Genomic DNA, 14,564 nt, shown 5'->3' with positions numbered 1-14,564 from the left:
TTCACGTCCTACATATGCAGCGTACGACCATAGGCCCCGAGCACCGATTCGTGCATCGATTCGGAGATCGTCGGATGCGCGAACACCGTCTCGGTCAGTTCCTTCTCGGTCGTCTCGAGCTGGCGGGCGATGACATAGCCCTGGATCATCTCGGTCACTTCCGCGCCGACCATGTGCGCGCCCAGCAGTTCGCCGGTCTTGGCATCGAACACCGTCTTCACGAAGCCTTCGGCTTCGCCCAGCGCGATCGCCTTGCCGTTGCCGATGAACGGGAATTTGCCGACCTTGACGCTGTAGCCCGCTTCCTTGGCCTTCGCCTCGGTAAAGCCGACGCTGGCGACCTGCGGCCGGGCATAGGTGCAGCCGGGGATATTGTTCTTGTCCATCGCGTGCGGATGGACGTCCTTGTCGCCCAGCGCCTTGGCGATGGCTTCGGCGGCGATAACGCCCTCATGGCTCGCCTTGTGCGCCAGCCACGGGGCACCGGTCACGTCGCCGATCGCCCAGATGCCGTCGACATTGGTCTTGCCATAGCCGTCGGTCTTGATGTGGCCGCGCTCGGCCTCGATCTTCAGCGCTTCCATGCCGATATTCTCGGTATTGGGCACGATGCCGATCGCGACGATCGCGTGGCTGAACTCGACCTGTTCGACCTTGCCGTCCGGCCCCTTGATCGCGGCCTTGACCCCTGCCGGGCTCGCTTCCAGCTTTTCGAGGCCCGACTTGGTCTTGATCGTCATGCCCTGCTTGGTCAGCGCCTTGTGCATGAACTCGCTGACCTCGGCGTCCTCGACCGGCATGATCCGGTCGAGCATCTCGACGATCGTCACGTCGGCGCCCATGTCGTTGTAGAAGCTGGCGAACTCGACACCAATCGCGCCCGAGCCGATGACCAGCAGCTTGGTCGGCATTTCGGGCGGTACCATCGCATGACGGTACGTCCAGATCTTCGCGCCATCGGCCTTGGCGAACGGCAGGTCGCGGGCACGCGCACCGGTCGCGATGATGATATGCTTGGCTTCGAGTTCGGTGGTCTTGTCGCCCTGCTTGACGCTCAGCTTGCCCTTGGCAGTGATCGTGCCGACGCCTTCATGGACGACGACCTTGTTCTTCTTCATCAGCCCCTTGACGCCGGCATTCAGCTGCCCGGCGACCTTGCGGCTGCGATCGACGACCTTGGCGAGGTCGAACGCCGGCTTTTCGTTCGACAGGCCGTATTGCGCGGCGTGCATCATGTAGTGATAGATTTCGGCCGAGCGCAGCAGCGCCTTGGTCGGAATGCAGCCCCAGTTGAGGCAGATGCCGCCCAGCCGCTCGCGCTCGACGATCGCGACCTTCAGGCCAAGCTGGCTCGCGCGGATCGCCGCGACATAGCCGCCGGGGCCGGAGCCGAGCACGATCAGGTCGTAAGATTCAGCCATCACTTTACCTTTTCGCTCGATGCTGCCCGGTCGAGCAGCCGTAATGATTGCAGGAAGATATCAGGATCAGGCGGTGATCGCCCGCGGCTTGCGGTCTTCGTCGATCGCGACGAACACGAAACGCGCCTGCGTCACGCGGTCGACCGCCTCGCCGAACCGATCGCGGCGCCATGCCTCGACCTCGATCGTCATCGAAGTGCGCCCGACCTTCACCATGTCGGTATAGACCGACACTTCGTCGCCGACCGCTACCGGTGCGTAGAATTGCATGGCGTCGACCGCGATGGTCACCGCGCGCCCCTTGGAATGACGCGCCGCGACCAGTCCCGCCGCCATGTCCATCTGCGACATGATCCAGCCGCCGAAGATATCGCCATACGGATTGGTATCGGCAGGCATCGCCGTCACGCGCAGCGCAGGCTGGCCGACCGGCGGCACGGCGTTATTCTCGACCATCCTGCATCCCCCCCTTGGCACGTTCCTCGGCCATGGCCCGCTGCGCCTGTCGCACGCCGAGAATGACGACGACGGCCATCGAAACCCATGTCACCAGCCAGATATCGTGCCGACCCCGCGGATAGGACCATGCCGACAGCCAACCGATCCCCCATGCCGCCACCAGTCCGGCAACGACAGAGGCAATCTCGGTCAGCAGCCGCATACGCATTTACGCGATCAGGCCGAGGGGCGACTCCACCAGCGCCTTGAAGAGCTTCAGCATCTCCGCCCCGTCCGCGCCGTCGATCGCGCGGTGGTCGAAGCTGCCGGTCGCGGTCATGACCGTCGCCACGCCCAGCGCATCGTCGACGATGTACGGCCGCTTCTCGCCGGCACCGACCGCAAGGATCATGCCCTGCGGCGGATTGATGACCGCTTCGAACTGCTTGATGCCGAACATGCCCATGTTCGACAGCGACGCGGTACCGCCCTGATATTCCTCGGGCTTCAGCTTGTTCTCCTTGGCGCGGCGGCCAAGGTCCTTCATCTCGGTGCTGATCTTCGCCACGCCCTTGTTCGCGGCATCGCGGATGATCGGCGTGATGAGGCCGGTCGGCGTCGACACTGCCACCGACACGTCGGCGCGCGAATACTGCACCATCTCGTTACCGAGGAAGGTGACGTTGCACTTGGGGCTGTTTTCCAGCGCGACGCCCAGCGCCTTGATCAGCAGATCGTTGACCGACAGCTTCACGCCGCGCGCGTCGAGCGACTTGTTCAAATCGCCGCGCAGCTTGAGCAACGCATCCAGACGGATATCGACCGTCAGATAGATGTGCGGAACCTGCTGCTTCGATTCGGTCAGGCGACGCGCGATCGTCTTGCGGATGTTCGACAGCTTCTCGACCGTGTGCGGGATCGAATCGTCGAACCACACCGCCGCGGGCTTGGGTGCTTCTGCGACCGGAGCGGGAGTTGCCGCGGCGCTCGGTGCGGGCGCAGCCGATTCGGTCTTGGGCGCGCTCGCCGCACCCGGCTTTGCGTTCTCGACATCGGCCTTGACGATGCGGCCGTTCGGGCCGCTGCCGGCGATACCCGACAGCTCGAGGCCCTTGTCGGCGGCGATCCGGCGCGCCAGCGGGCTGGCCTTCACGCGACCACCATCGCTCTGCGCGGCACCGGCACCGGCCGGACGGCCGTGGTCCGACGTACCCGCAGGAGCCGGCGCGGCTTCGCTGCCGGTCTTGTTCGGATCGGTCGGGTCGGGTTTGCCCTTGAACTGGTCGTCGGCAGGCTCGGGCGTTTCCGCCTTTGTGGGCGCAGCGTCGATCGCCGACGCATCCTCGCCCTCTTCCAGCAGGATCGCGATGACCGCGCCGACCTTCACATTGTCGGTACCCTCGGCGATCAGGACCTTGCCGATGGTGCCTTCATCCACGGCTTCGAATTCCATCGTCGCCTTGTCGGTTTCGATTTCCGCCATGATGTCACCGGATTTGACGGTGTCACCTTCCTTCACCAGCCATTTGGCCAGCGTCCCCTCTTCCATGGTCGGGGACAGGGCGGGCATCTTGATCTCGATCGGCATGGGGCAGATTGGTCCTCTCAGGCTCGTCGCGCCTCTTCGCTGTCGGGCGCGTCCGGGTCAAGCCCCGGTACAGCTTGCACGACGCCGCCGAACCGGCGCATGAACGCCGTTCCGGAGCGGAGGACATCGTGCGGACATATCTGGTCGTCGTCGACGAAAGCCCCGAAAGCGCCGTTGCGCTCCGTTTCGCCGCCCGTCGCGCGGTCAAAACCAATGGTGGCGTCGAGGTATTGGCGCTGGTCGAGCCGCAGGAATTCGCCCCTTGGGGCGGCGTGCAGGCGACGATCGAGGAGGAGGCGACCGAACGCGCCGAAGCCTTGGTACAGGCGGCGGCAGGCACGCTGATCGCCGAGTCGGGACTGCAACCGCATCTGACGGTCCGCACCGGCGACGGCCCGCGAATCGTGCGCGAGATGATCGCCGCCAATCCCGATATCGCCGCGCTGGTGCTGGGCGCCGCCGCGACCGGATCACCGGGACCGCTGGTCACCCATTTCGCCGGAACCGATGCCGGCGCGCTGCCCGTCCCGTTGATGATCATCCCCGGCAGCCTCGATCGTGCCGGGATCGACCGCCTGAGCTGATCGCCGGACAGCCGGCGTTCAGCTTCGCAACGTCATGCAACGATAGAGATACCGTGCGGGGGAGAGCGTCGCTTGCGAGTCGCGCTCGATCCCCCGCGGGCTGCTGCTGTTCGCCGGATGTCCGGCAGCGTCCTCTCTTATTATTCAGCGCAGCACTGGTGAGGGGCCGTTAGCGCGGAAGCGGCACAAAAAAAAGGGCCGGCAAAGCCGACCCTGTAAAGTTTTAGGAGAGGATGCCTGAAAGGCACAGTCGTTGTGCACCGCACCCGGTCCGTTAGCAATTGCAAAAAACGAAACCAAACATTCTATTTAGACAATTTAACCATCCGGCCGGTGGGTTTTCGCGCGCAACGGGTATCTGCCGAAACCGGTTGAGCCGCTGCGGATAAGATTGCATCCTCCCGCAAATGCGCCAGATTCTGCTCCTGCCCGCCCTGTTGATCGCCACCGCCGCCCCGGCCCGCGACGCCCCCAAGCCCGATCGGCTGCGCGCCGACGTCGCCAGATTGGTCGGCTTTGGCACGCGCCATACCGCGTCCGACTCCGATCATCCGACGCGCGGCATCGGCGCGGCGCGGCGGTGGTTCGCCGACGAACTGACCCGGATCGGACGCGATTGCGGTGATTGCATCACCGTCGCGAACATTGCGCGCGGCTTTACCGGCCCCCGTGCGCCGCAGGGCGTGAACGTCGTCGACGTGCTGGGCTTCCAGCGGGGACGCGATCCCCGCCGAGTCGTGATCGTCATGGGCCATATCGACAGCCGGGTCAGCGACGTGATGGACGCGACCAGCGACGCGCCGGGCGCGAACGACGATGCGTCGGGCGTGGCGCTGATGCTGGAGGCGGCACGTATCCTGTCGAAGGAGAAATTCGACGCGACCATCGTCTATGCCGCGCTGTCGGGCGAGGAACAGGGGCTGTGGGGCGCGCAACTGCTGGCCGACACCGCCCGGGAAAAGGGCTGGGTGGTGACCGCCGTGCTGAACAACGACATCGTCGGCAACACCATCGGACAGGATGGTCGCCGCGTCGCCGACCGGGTGCGCGTCTTTTCGGAAGGCATTCGCGCGTCCGAATCGATCGATCAGCAGATCGCCCGCCGCGCCGCCGGTGGCGAGGACGATGGCCCGTCGCGCGCGCTGGCCAAGACCGTCGATGTCGTGGCCGCGACCCTGCCCGGCGGCGTCGACGCGTTTCTCGACCGACGGCCCGACCGCTTCGGCCGGGGCGGCGACCACGAACCGTTTCTGAAGCTGGGCTATCCTGCGATACGGTTTTCGGTCGGTGTCGAAAATTACGATGCGCAACATCAGGACCTGCGCCGCGACGGAACGCGGATCTATGGCGACACGATCGACCGGATGGACTTTTCTTATCTGGCGAAGGTCACCGCGCTGAACGTCGCGACGATCGCCCGACTGGCCGCCGCACCGGCCGCCCCCGTGACCGCATCGATCGAAGGTGCGCTGTCGACCGACACCAAGGTCCGCTGGTCGCCGGTCGCGAACGCCGCCGGCTATCGCATCCGCTGGCGGCGCAACGATGCGCAGGCGTGGACCGAGCAGCGCGACGTCACCGGCGTCGAAGCGGTGCTGAAGGGCGTCATCGTCGACGATCACTTCGTCGCGGTGTCGTCGCTGTCGGCGAACGGTGCGGAGAGCATACCGACCTTCGCCGGCAGCCCGCCCCGCTGACCTTTTCTACCGCCGCAACATCTTCGACCGATACACCCGCCGCGGCGCAGCCCGCCGCGGCTCATAGGTCACGACGTCCTCGGTCGTCGTCGTGACCACCGTCGGATGCTCGACCGTCACCGTCGTGATCGTGCGGGGCGGATAGTAATAGCCATCGGCGACATACCCCCCCGCCGGCCCCTCGGTCGTGGTGGTCGCCGTGGTATAACTGCGCGCGACGGGCGCCGCGCCGATATGCCGCTCGACATAGCGCGTACGGGACGGCGGAGGCGGTCCGATCGGCTGCACCTGCTCGCGCATCGGGCCGAACACGACCTCCGGCGCAACGGGCAGGTCGTCGAAGCCGTCGTCATAGCGATCGTCGGGCGCAATCGGCACGTCTTCATACGGCAGCGGATACTCCGCCCCGTAACCCGGCTGCGGCGGGGGTGGAGGCGGTGGCGGAGCGCGGCGATCCTCGGCCCGGTCGATTGCGGCGCCGGCCAGCGCGCCGACCCCGGCCCCCAGCACCGTACCGCCCAGCCGGTTGCCGCGTCCGGCGATCACGTTCCCTGTCACCGCGCCCGCGACACCGCCGATCACGGCCCCGCCGATGCCGTCATCGCGCCGTTCGGCCGCATAGCGTTCAAAATCGCGATCGTCGCGGACATAGCGCCCGGTATCACGCGCGTCCCAATCAAGGCCGCTGCGAACGTCATAGACCCGCCCGTCGCGATCGGCGAGCACGGCATCGTCATAATAGCGATACCAGCCATAGCCCGCCTGTGGCCGGCTCAGCCCATAGCCCGACCAGTCCTGAATGAAGAAGCTCGGGGCGACCCAGTAGCGCGGCAAGACCCAGCCGCGCGCCGGCGGGCGATACGCCGCCCATCCGCCCGGCGCATAGGTGCCGCCGACCCAGCGCCCGCGCACCTTCCCGCCCCAACGCGGTCCGGGCAGGTTCACGCGCGGCGCACCGGCCTGGACCGCCGCCCCGCGCGGCAGCGCCGCAGGTGCCTGCCCCACGCGCTGCGCCTGTGCGACACCGATGGTCAGGCCGGAGGTGGCAAGGAGCGCAACGGCGGCAGCAAAGAACGGCGTTCGCATCGGCCGAAAAACTCCCTGAACGGCGAAACAACGGTTCGACGCCCTATCATGCCGCCCGGTTCCGGGCCAATCCGGTGCCGGTGTCCCGCCCGTCCCGTGCCGGGTCAGGCGATCCGTGGCCCCAGCACCGCGACCAGTGCCTCGCATCCCGCCCGATCCGCATCATCGAACCGTCCCGGCAACGGGCTGTCGAGGTCGAGCACCCCGATCAGCCGCTCGCCGACCACGACCGGGACCACCAGTTCGCTGCGGCTATCGGCGTCGCAGGCGATGTGACCGGGAAACGCATGGACGTCGGCGACAAGCTGGCTTTCGCGCGAAGCCGCCGCCGTGCCGCACACCCCGCGCCCCATCGCGATGCGGATGCACGCCGCCTTGCCCTGAAACGGGCCGAGCACCAGTTCGTCCCCGACCAGCCGATAGAACCCGGCCCAATTGAGATCGGGCAAATATTGCATCAGCAATGCCGAAACATTGGCCATGTTGGCGATCGCGTCGCGCTCGTCCGCCGTCAGCGCGTCGAGCGCGCCGAGCAGGTCGCGGTACAGGTCGCCCTTGGCGCCGGTGGCAATATCGAACTGGTACATGCCTCGCGATGTAGGCGGAACGGAGCCGCGTTCCAATCCTCCCCGCTCGCGGGGAGGGGGACCAGCGAAGCTGGTGGAGGGGGATCGCCACGCAATGCAACCGTTCCGTATGCGGACCTCCCCCTCCACCACCGCTTCGCGGCGGTCCCCCTCCCCGTTCCGGGGAGGATCTAATCCATCCGCACTTTGCCCCGCCCGGCCTTGACCTGCGACCGCCCCTTCTTCGCATCGACCCGCCGTACCTGCGACGCCTTGGTCGGTTTGGTCGCGCGGCGCTTCTTCGGCACGATCGTCGCCTCGCGGATCAGGTCGAACAACCGCTCGCGCACTTCGCGCCGGTTCATCTCCTGCGATCGCGACCCATCGGCGCGCAGCGTCAGCACCCCGTCCTTGGTCAGTCGCGATCCCGCCAGCACCGCCAGCCGGTTCTTGACCGCATCGGGCAGTCCCGGCGACGCACCCACGTCGAACCGCAACAGGACCGCGCTGTCGGTCGTGTTGACATGCTGTCCGCCCGGACCCGACGCACGGGTAAAGCTTTCGACCAGCTCGCCGCTATCGATCGAGATCGACCGGGTGATCGGGATGCGCGGCACTTTAGATTTCGTCGAACCCCGCCGCGACGAAGCTGCGCGGCCACGGCGCGGTCACGTCGATCGCGGGCTTGTTGTCGCGCGGCACCATCAGGCCGACGGCGTGGAGCAACATGCCGCTCCGCCCGCCCTGCCCATAGACCGGATCGCCCGCCACCGGACAGCCCAGCCCCTCGGCCATGTGTACGCGGATCTGGTGGGTACGGCCCGTTTCGGGGAACAGCGCGACCAGCGCGCGGTCGCCGACCGTCCGCAGGACGCGCCAGTTGGTCCGCGCCGGCTTGCCCTTCGCATCGCCGACCATCCGCCAGCCGTCCTCGACGCTGCTGACCTTGGCCAGCGCCATGTCGATCTCGCCCGATTCGCCGGCGGGGATACCGTCGAGGATCGCCAGATAGCGTTTGGTCACCCGCCCCTGTTCGAATGCCTGCTGGAACCGGGCATGCGCCTTGGGATTGCGCGCCAGCAACAGGCAGCCGCTGGTATCGCGGTCGAGCCGGTGTACCGGCGTCGGTTCGCGTTGGAAGGTGAAGCGCAGTTCGTCCGCGCGGCTGACGATGCTGGGCGATCCGTCACGAGGCGGATCGACCGGCAGGCCGGCGGGCTTGTCGAGGACGATCGCTTCGCCGTCGATGAACAGGACTAGGTCGTCGAGCATTTGCCTCCCTTGCCATCGTTGGCGACGCCGTGCCAGTGCGCTCGCGCGGTCAACCGCCCAAGCCGGAGACCATCGTGCGTCGATCCTTCGTCCTTACCTGTCTCATGATCCCGCTCGCCGGCTGCGCGCCAGCGACGCCGCAGGCTCCGGTGCCGGTCGCTGCGCCCTCCCCGGTCGCCACGCCGGCCGCGCCGCCACCGGCAGCGATCCCGACCCCGTCTGCTCCGGTCACCGGCCCGGTCGCGCTGTGCGGACGCGGCACCGTCCAGCGTACCGCCGACGGTCGCCTGTTCCATCATTTCCCCTATCCCGACACAGCGGCAAGCACGCTGATCGACGCCCCGCCGGCATTGGGCGCGTCGTGCAAGGTCCACCCGGCGATGCTGCCCGACCTCACCCGCCTGCTCGCCGCTGCCGATGCCGATCCGGTGGTCGCAGGCACGGTGCGCGCGGTATCGTGCCATCGTTCGGTCGCGCTCCAGCAACTGACCTTTTGCGGCGGTATCGGTCCCGATGGCTCGGGCAGCTTCGCCGAACGCTCCTGGGCCTCCGCCCCGCCGGGGTTCAGCGAGCATTCGACCGGTTACGTCATCGACTTCGGCAGTGCGACCGCGCCTGCGTGCGATGCCGACGCCTGTTTCGGCGCTACCCCCACCGGCCGCTGGCTCCGCGCCAACGCCGCCCGGTTCGGTTTCGAAATGTCGTTCCCGGCGGGCAACAAACAACAGGTGAAATGGGAACCGTGGCACTGGCGCTGGGTCGGCACGACGGCCAGCGAAGCCGGCACAGTCCCGGCACGAACGATGTTCGCGACGGCTCGCGCACAGTTTCCGGCCGAACCGAAGGTCGACTGAGCGGCAACGAAAAGCAAAAATGGGTTCACGCGGAGGCGCGGAGACGCGGAGGAGTTCCGCGCGTGACAACCTCACCCGCGTCAGCAGGCCTCATTCGTCGCAGCCGCAGACCCGGTATCCCGTTCGCGGGTCGGTCGCCACGATCGAGCCTCTCTGCGCCTCCGCGCCTCCGCGCCTCCGCGTGAACCCATTCTTCCTATTTGGCGGCCGTAACCCCCGCATCGGTCTGCACGACCGGCTTCATCGTCCCGTCCGGGTTATAATACAGCCGCTCGACCGTCACCGCGCGCCGCCCGATCGCACCGTTCAGGTCGCCGATCGCCAGTGTGGCGTTGTGCAGGAACAGATACCAGTCGCCCTTGAACTGCGCGATGCCGGGATGGATGGTGAAGCTGTATTTCCCCGAGTCCGTAAGCTCGCCGCGATAGGTCCATGGCCCCTTGATCGACGGCGCGGTTGCATAGGACACACGTTCGTCGCGATGCTTCGACCGGTCGAGCGAGGCGTAGGTCAGGTAATAGGTGCCGTTCCGCTCGTGCAGCCACGGCCCCTCCTCGAAATGCGGCGGGGTGATGTCGGTGATCGGCCCGTCGATCTCGATCATGTTGGGCTTGAGCTTCGCGATATAGCATTGCCGGTTGCCCCATGCGATCCACGTCGTCCCGTCGCGGTCGGTGAAGACGGTCGGATCGATATCCTCCCAGCTATGCGTGCCCTTCGGCGTCATCTGGTTGGTGATCAGCGCCGACCCCTTGGCATCGACGAACGGGCCGGTCGGCTTGTCCGACACCGCCACCGCAATTGCCTTGCCCGGATGGGTGTCGTCATGCTCGACCGCGGCATAGAACCAGTATTTGCCGTTCTTCTGGATCGTCTGCGATGCCCAGGCATCGGCCTTCGCCCATTTGAAGTCGGCAACCTTCAGGATCGGGCCGTGATCGGTCCAGTGGCGCATGTCGGTGGTCGAATAGACCAGCCATTCGCGCATGTTGAACATCTGATCGCGTTCCGCCTGATCGTGCCCGACATACAGGTACAGCCGGTCGCCGACGACCAACGGCGCGGGATCGGCAGTGAACTTGTCGCGAATGATCGGGTTGCTGCCCGCTACCGGTGCCGCACGATGCTGCGCCGGCGCTGCTCCCGCTACCGCCGCCAACGCCACGGCCATCCATCCCAAATTACGCACGCGCCTCTCCCGTCCTTGTTTTGACGGGATGATAACCGATAGCGTTACCATTCCAACCATTTACGGTCATGGCCCGGGCTGATTTCCGACCCGCCGCACCGTCGATGGAAAAGGGGCGACCCGTGGGCCGCCCCGTTCCTTCTTATCCGAACACCTTGGCCGCGAGTTCGGCGATCCGCTTGCCCTGATGCCGGGCACCGCCCAGTTCGATCTCGGTCGGCTGACGGCTGCCGTCGCCGCCGGCGATCGTCGACGCGCCATAGGGCGTGCTGCCGTTCACTTCGTCCAGCCCGGTATGGCCTTCATAGGCATAGTCGAGCCCGACGATGGTCAGCCCATGATGCATCAGGTTGGTGATGATCGAGAACAGCGTGGTTTCCTGCCCGCCATGCTGGGTCGAGGTCGAGGTGAAGGCACCGCCGATCTTGCCGACCAGTCCGCCCTTCGCCCACACGCCGCCGGTCGTGTCCCAGAACGCGGCCATCTGGCTCGACATCCGGCCATAACGCGTGCCGGTCCCAACGACGATCGCGTCATAGTTGGTCAGTTCGTTGGGATCGGTCAGCAACGCGTGATGATCGGCAACGACGAAGCCCGCCGACTTGGCGACCTCGTCTGGGGCCGTCTCGCGGACGCGGCGGACATCGACGTCGGCCCCGCCCGAACGGACGCCTTCGGCAACGGCGTCGGCCATCTTCGCGATATGCCCATAGGACGAATAATACAGCACCAGAACCTTGGCCATGTGGCGATACTCCCGTTCGGTTGTTCGGTTATTCGGAATCGACCAGGACGATTTCGGCGTCCCTGGTCGCGGTGATGGTGACGGTCTGCCCGCCGACCAGCGCGGCACCGTCGCGCGCCTCGAAGGCGACTCCGTCGATGGTGATCGCGCCGGTTGCCGCGACCAGATAGGCGTGACGCCCTGCCCCCACGCTATGTTCCACGCTTTCCCCGGCCTTCAGCGTCGCGCCCAGCACGCGGGCGTCGGCACGGATGCGCAGCGCATCGCCGTCATCGTCGAAACCGCTGGCCAGCACGACGAACTTACCGGAGCGTTCGCCCTTGGGAAACGGCTTGGCGCCCCAGGTCGGCGCGCCGCCCTTCTGGCGCGGTTCGATCCAGATCTGGAAGATGCGGGTCGTCTCCGGCTCCAGATTATATTCGGCATGGCGCACGCCGGTCCCGGCGCTCATCACCTGCACGTCGCCCGCCGCCGTGCGGCCCTTGTTCCCCAGCGAATCCTGATGGGTGATCGCGCCCGACCGGACATAGGTGATGATTTCCATGTCCTTGTGCGGATGCGCCGGAAAACCGCTGTTGGCGGCGATCTCGTCGTCGTTCCACACCCGGATCGCGCCCCAGCCCATCCGCTGCGGGTCGTAATAGTTGGCGAAGCTGAAATGATGGCGGGCGTTCAGCCAACCGTGATCGGCATGGCCCAGGCTGGTGAAGTCACGTTTGTCGATCATCGTCGATCTCCTTGCTTGACCCCCAAGATAAGCACCGCGATCATGACGTAAATGGAAACGTCGGAAACCGATCGTTTCGTGATGGAGGGTATATGCGGCTTCCTGATTTCGAAGCATGGGCGATGTTCGCCTGCGTGGTCGAGCATCGCTCGTTCAGCGCCGCCGCCCAGTCGATCGGTGTATCGAAGGCGACGGTGTCGAAAGCCGTCGCCCGGCTGGAAGTGTCGCTCGGCACCACCCTGTTCCACCGCACCTCGCGCCGGCTGACGCTGAGCGACGCCGGTCAATCGCTGGCGGAACGTGCCGGCCGCATCCTTGCCGAGGCACAGGCGGCGGAGGAACAGGCGCGCGACGCCGCCGCCGCCCCGACCGGGCTGGTGCGGGTCGCGGCACCGATGTCGTTCGGCCAGACCCATGTCGCCCCGGCCGTCGCCGACTTTCTGAAGGCGCATCCGGGCGTCGAGATCGACCTGACCCTGTCCGACGCCAAGGTCGACATCGTCGCAGACGGCATCGACATCGCGCTGCGCATCGCCGAGTTGCCCGACAGTTCGCTGCGCGCGCGGCGGCTGGGGCCGGTCGCGGTGCGGATCGTCGCCTCGCCGGGCTATTGGCAGGAACGGGGCCAACCTACCCATCCCGCCGATCTCGGCGGCCATGCCTGTTTCCGCTACACCAACATGCCCAACCCGCTCTGGCATTTCCGGCGCGGCGACGAGGAGGTGAGCGTCCGGCCGGGCGGCCCGCTGGCGGTGAACAATGGCGAGGCGATGCTGCCCGCGCTCCGCCTCGGCCTCGGTGTCGCGCGCCTGCCCGACTTTCTGGTCGATGCCGATATCGCCGCCGGCCTGCTCGAACCGGTGCTGCCCGACTGGTCGAACGGGGCGGTCGCGTTGCACCTGTTGACCCCGCCCGGCACGCTGCGTCCGGCCCGCGTCGCGGTGCTGATCGACTTTTTTTCCAGCCGCTTCCGCACGCTTTGCCCCCGCGATTAGGAAGGGAATCATACCCCTTGTCTTAACCAACAGATTTCATGGAACATTTCACATTAGTAGGAAATTAACCTTTTGCGTTCAGAGGTGTTTACGTTAATGTTTTGGTCGCGCGCAGGGTTTTGGAACGCGTGCCGCGATACGGGGGATTGCCGATGCGCGTGCTACTGATCGAGGACGAGCCGAATACCGCCAAGGCGATCGAGCTCATGCTGACGACCGAAGGGTTCAATATCTACACGACCGATCTAGGCGAGGAAGGCCTCGATCTGGGCAAGCTGTATGATTACGACATCATTCTGCTCGACCTGAACCTGCCCGACATGCACGGCTATGACGTGTTGAAGAAGCTGCGGGTCGCCCGGGTGCAGACGCCGGTCCTGATCCTGTCGGGCATCGACGAAATGGATTCGAAGGTCCGCTCGTTCGGCTTCGGTGCCGACGATTACGTGACCAAGCCGTTCCACCGTGAGGAACTGATCGCGCGCATCCACGCCGTCGTCCGCCGGTCGAAGGGGCATTCCCAGTCGGTGATCCGCACCGGCAAGCTGGCGGTGAACCTCGATGCCAAGACGGTCGACGTCGACGGCGCGCGGGTCCATCTGACCGGCAAGGAATATGCGATGCTCGAACTGCTCTCGCTGCGCAAGGGCACGACGCTGACCAAGGAAATGTTCCTCAACCATCTCTATGGCGGGATGGACGAACCGGAACTGAAGATCATCGACGTCTTCATCTGCAAGTTGCGCAAGAAGCTCAGCATGGCCTGCGAAGGCGAGAACTATATCGAAACCGTCTGGGGCCGTGGCTATGTGCTGCGCGAACCCGATGAAGTGGGCGAAGCCGCCGTCGCCTGACGACCCGGCTGCGACCACCCCCCGCGCGCAATGTTGCCCTGGCGAAAGCCGGGGCAATTGCGTTTCGGGGCGGGTTGGGGACCGACGAACTTTAGGACCTCCACGGACGCTCCCGATGGTTGCAGGCCGAAGCGCTACAACCATCCGTCGCCCCGGACTTGATCCGGGGCCTCGCTTCGTACCGACCGCCATCAAAAGGGCGACCCCGCACCAAGCCGCGCCCAATGCAAAGGTCGCGCGCCTAGCCGCCGCGTAACCGTACCCCCGCGCAGGCGGGGATCCAGCGCCAAGCAGAACAACGGCCTGTGCCAGCGGCGCTGCCGAAGTCTCGAACACCTCATGGTGACGAACCCATCGCCAAAGTGCAAAACCCTAGGCGGGATTGACATTCAGTTCGCTCGGCGCAGGACTAGCGTTCCATCCCCTTTCGTCACTCCCGCGCAGGCGGGGATGTGGATTCACGTTTGAAGTGCACCGGTTGAGATGCGCAGGAATGCCTCGGCGGGGGTTTGGAAGTCGAGACATTTTCTGGGGGTGTCGTTGATGCG

At 66.0% G+C, this 14,564-nt stretch carries 16 protein-coding genes; 5 read left to right on the top strand and 11 right to left on the bottom strand.

Annotation, left to right across the window (positions count from 1 at the left end):
• Nucleotides 1–8 precede the first annotated feature (8 nt).
• The 4 genes from lpdA to ASE50_RS16210 form a co-directional block, all read right to left on the bottom strand.
• Nucleotides 9–1,421: a dihydrolipoyl dehydrogenase gene (gene lpdA / locus ASE50_RS16225; protein ID WP_056403019.1), complete on the bottom strand. Its 1,413-nt coding sequence runs from the start codon at nt 1,419–1,421 to the stop codon at nt 9–11.
• A gap of 66 nt (nt 1,422–1,487) precedes the next feature.
• Nucleotides 1,488–1,877, bottom strand: a complete 390-nt coding sequence (locus ASE50_RS16220; RefSeq protein WP_056403017.1) for an acyl-CoA thioesterase — start codon at nt 1,875–1,877, stop codon at nt 1,488–1,490.
• On the bottom strand, nt 1,864–2,088 hold the full coding sequence (locus ASE50_RS16215) for a hypothetical protein (protein ID WP_235512401.1): 225 nt from the start codon (nt 2,086–2,088) through the stop codon (nt 1,864–1,866). The genes ASE50_RS16220 and ASE50_RS16215 overlap by 14 nt, the downstream gene beginning before the upstream one ends.
• Nucleotides 2,089–3,447, bottom strand: a complete 1,359-nt coding sequence (locus tag ASE50_RS16210) for a pyruvate dehydrogenase complex dihydrolipoamide acetyltransferase (RefSeq protein WP_056403014.1) — start codon at nt 3,445–3,447, stop codon at nt 2,089–2,091.
• 128 nt (nt 3,448–3,575) lie between these two features.
• Here ASE50_RS16210 and ASE50_RS16205 point away from each other — a divergent pair, with 128 nt between their 5' ends.
• Both ASE50_RS16205 and ASE50_RS16200 read left to right on the top strand, forming a co-directional pair.
• Nucleotides 3,576–4,031, top strand: coding sequence for a universal stress protein (locus ASE50_RS16205; RefSeq protein ID WP_056403454.1), 456 nt, complete (start codon nt 3,576–3,578; stop codon nt 4,029–4,031).
• A gap of 407 nt (nt 4,032–4,438) precedes the next feature.
• Nucleotides 4,439–5,728, top strand: a complete 1,290-nt coding sequence (locus ASE50_RS16200; protein WP_056403011.1) for a M20/M25/M40 family metallo-hydrolase — start codon at nt 4,439–4,441, stop codon at nt 5,726–5,728.
• A 6-nt stretch (nt 5,729–5,734) separates the two neighbouring features.
• Here the strand turns inward: ASE50_RS16200 and ASE50_RS16195 are convergent, their stop codons facing one another.
• The 4 genes from ASE50_RS16195 to ASE50_RS16180 all read right to left on the bottom strand — a co-directional run bounded on the left by ASE50_RS16195 (nt 5,735) and on the right by ASE50_RS16180 (nt 8,652).
• Complete coding sequence (locus ASE50_RS16195; protein WP_056403009.1) at nt 5,735–6,814, bottom strand: RcnB family protein; 1,080 nt, start codon at nt 6,812–6,814, stop codon at nt 5,735–5,737.
• A 104-nt stretch (nt 6,815–6,918) separates the two neighbouring features.
• A complete protein-coding gene (locus ASE50_RS16190; RefSeq protein ID WP_056403006.1) occupies nt 6,919–7,401 on the bottom strand; it encodes a GAF domain-containing protein in 483 nt (160 codons plus the stop codon).
• Nucleotides 7,402–7,571: 170 nt separating this feature from the next.
• The gene (arfB, locus tag ASE50_RS16185; RefSeq protein WP_056403003.1) at nt 7,572–7,997 is read right to left on the bottom strand and encodes an alternative ribosome rescue aminoacyl-tRNA hydrolase ArfB; all 426 of its coding nucleotides are present in this window, start codon (nt 7,995–7,997) and stop codon (nt 7,572–7,574) included.
• Between the two features lies 1 nt (nt 7,998).
• Complete coding sequence (locus tag ASE50_RS16180; protein WP_056403000.1) at nt 7,999–8,652, bottom strand: RluA family pseudouridine synthase; 654 nt, start codon at nt 8,650–8,652, stop codon at nt 7,999–8,001.
• A gap of 104 nt (nt 8,653–8,756) precedes the next feature.
• Here ASE50_RS16180 and ASE50_RS19300 point away from each other — a divergent pair, with 104 nt between their 5' ends.
• On the top strand, nt 8,757–9,506 hold the full coding sequence (locus ASE50_RS19300; RefSeq protein WP_056402996.1) for a M15 family metallopeptidase: 750 nt from the start codon (nt 8,757–8,759) through the stop codon (nt 9,504–9,506).
• Nucleotides 9,507–9,702: 196 nt separating this feature from the next.
• Here the strand turns inward: ASE50_RS19300 and ASE50_RS16170 are convergent, their stop codons facing one another.
• From ASE50_RS16170 to ASE50_RS16160, 3 genes are all read right to left on the bottom strand, one after another.
• A complete protein-coding gene (locus ASE50_RS16170) occupies nt 9,703–10,695 on the bottom strand; it encodes a glycoside hydrolase family 43 protein (protein WP_235512400.1) in 993 nt (330 codons plus the stop codon).
• Between the two features lie 142 nt (nt 10,696–10,837).
• Entirely contained in the window at nt 10,838–11,440 is a 603-nt protein-coding gene (gene wrbA, locus ASE50_RS16165; protein ID WP_056402994.1) for an NAD(P)H:quinone oxidoreductase, read from the bottom strand.
• Nucleotides 11,441–11,468: 28 nt separating this feature from the next.
• A complete protein-coding gene (locus ASE50_RS16160; RefSeq protein WP_056402991.1) occupies nt 11,469–12,167 on the bottom strand; it encodes a pirin family protein in 699 nt (232 codons plus the stop codon).
• Between the two features lie 92 nt (nt 12,168–12,259).
• Here ASE50_RS16160 and ASE50_RS16155 point away from each other — a divergent pair, with 92 nt between their 5' ends.
• Both ASE50_RS16155 and ctrA read left to right on the top strand, forming a co-directional pair.
• Complete coding sequence (locus tag ASE50_RS16155; protein ID WP_056402987.1) at nt 12,260–13,162, top strand: LysR family transcriptional regulator; 903 nt, start codon at nt 12,260–12,262, stop codon at nt 13,160–13,162.
• A 152-nt stretch (nt 13,163–13,314) separates the two neighbouring features.
• Nucleotides 13,315–14,016, top strand: a complete 702-nt coding sequence (gene ctrA, locus ASE50_RS16150) for a response regulator transcription factor CtrA (protein WP_055995608.1) — start codon at nt 13,315–13,317, stop codon at nt 14,014–14,016.
• Nucleotides 14,017–14,564 lie beyond the last annotated feature (548 nt).

It is taken from the genome of Sphingomonas sp. Leaf5, from assembly GCF_001421155.1.
Classification (GTDB): domain Bacteria; phylum Pseudomonadota; class Alphaproteobacteria; order Sphingomonadales; family Sphingomonadaceae; genus Sphingomonas.
The sequence above is the reverse complement of the archived record's forward strand: the minus strand, read 5'-3'. Positions and strand labels throughout refer to the sequence as shown.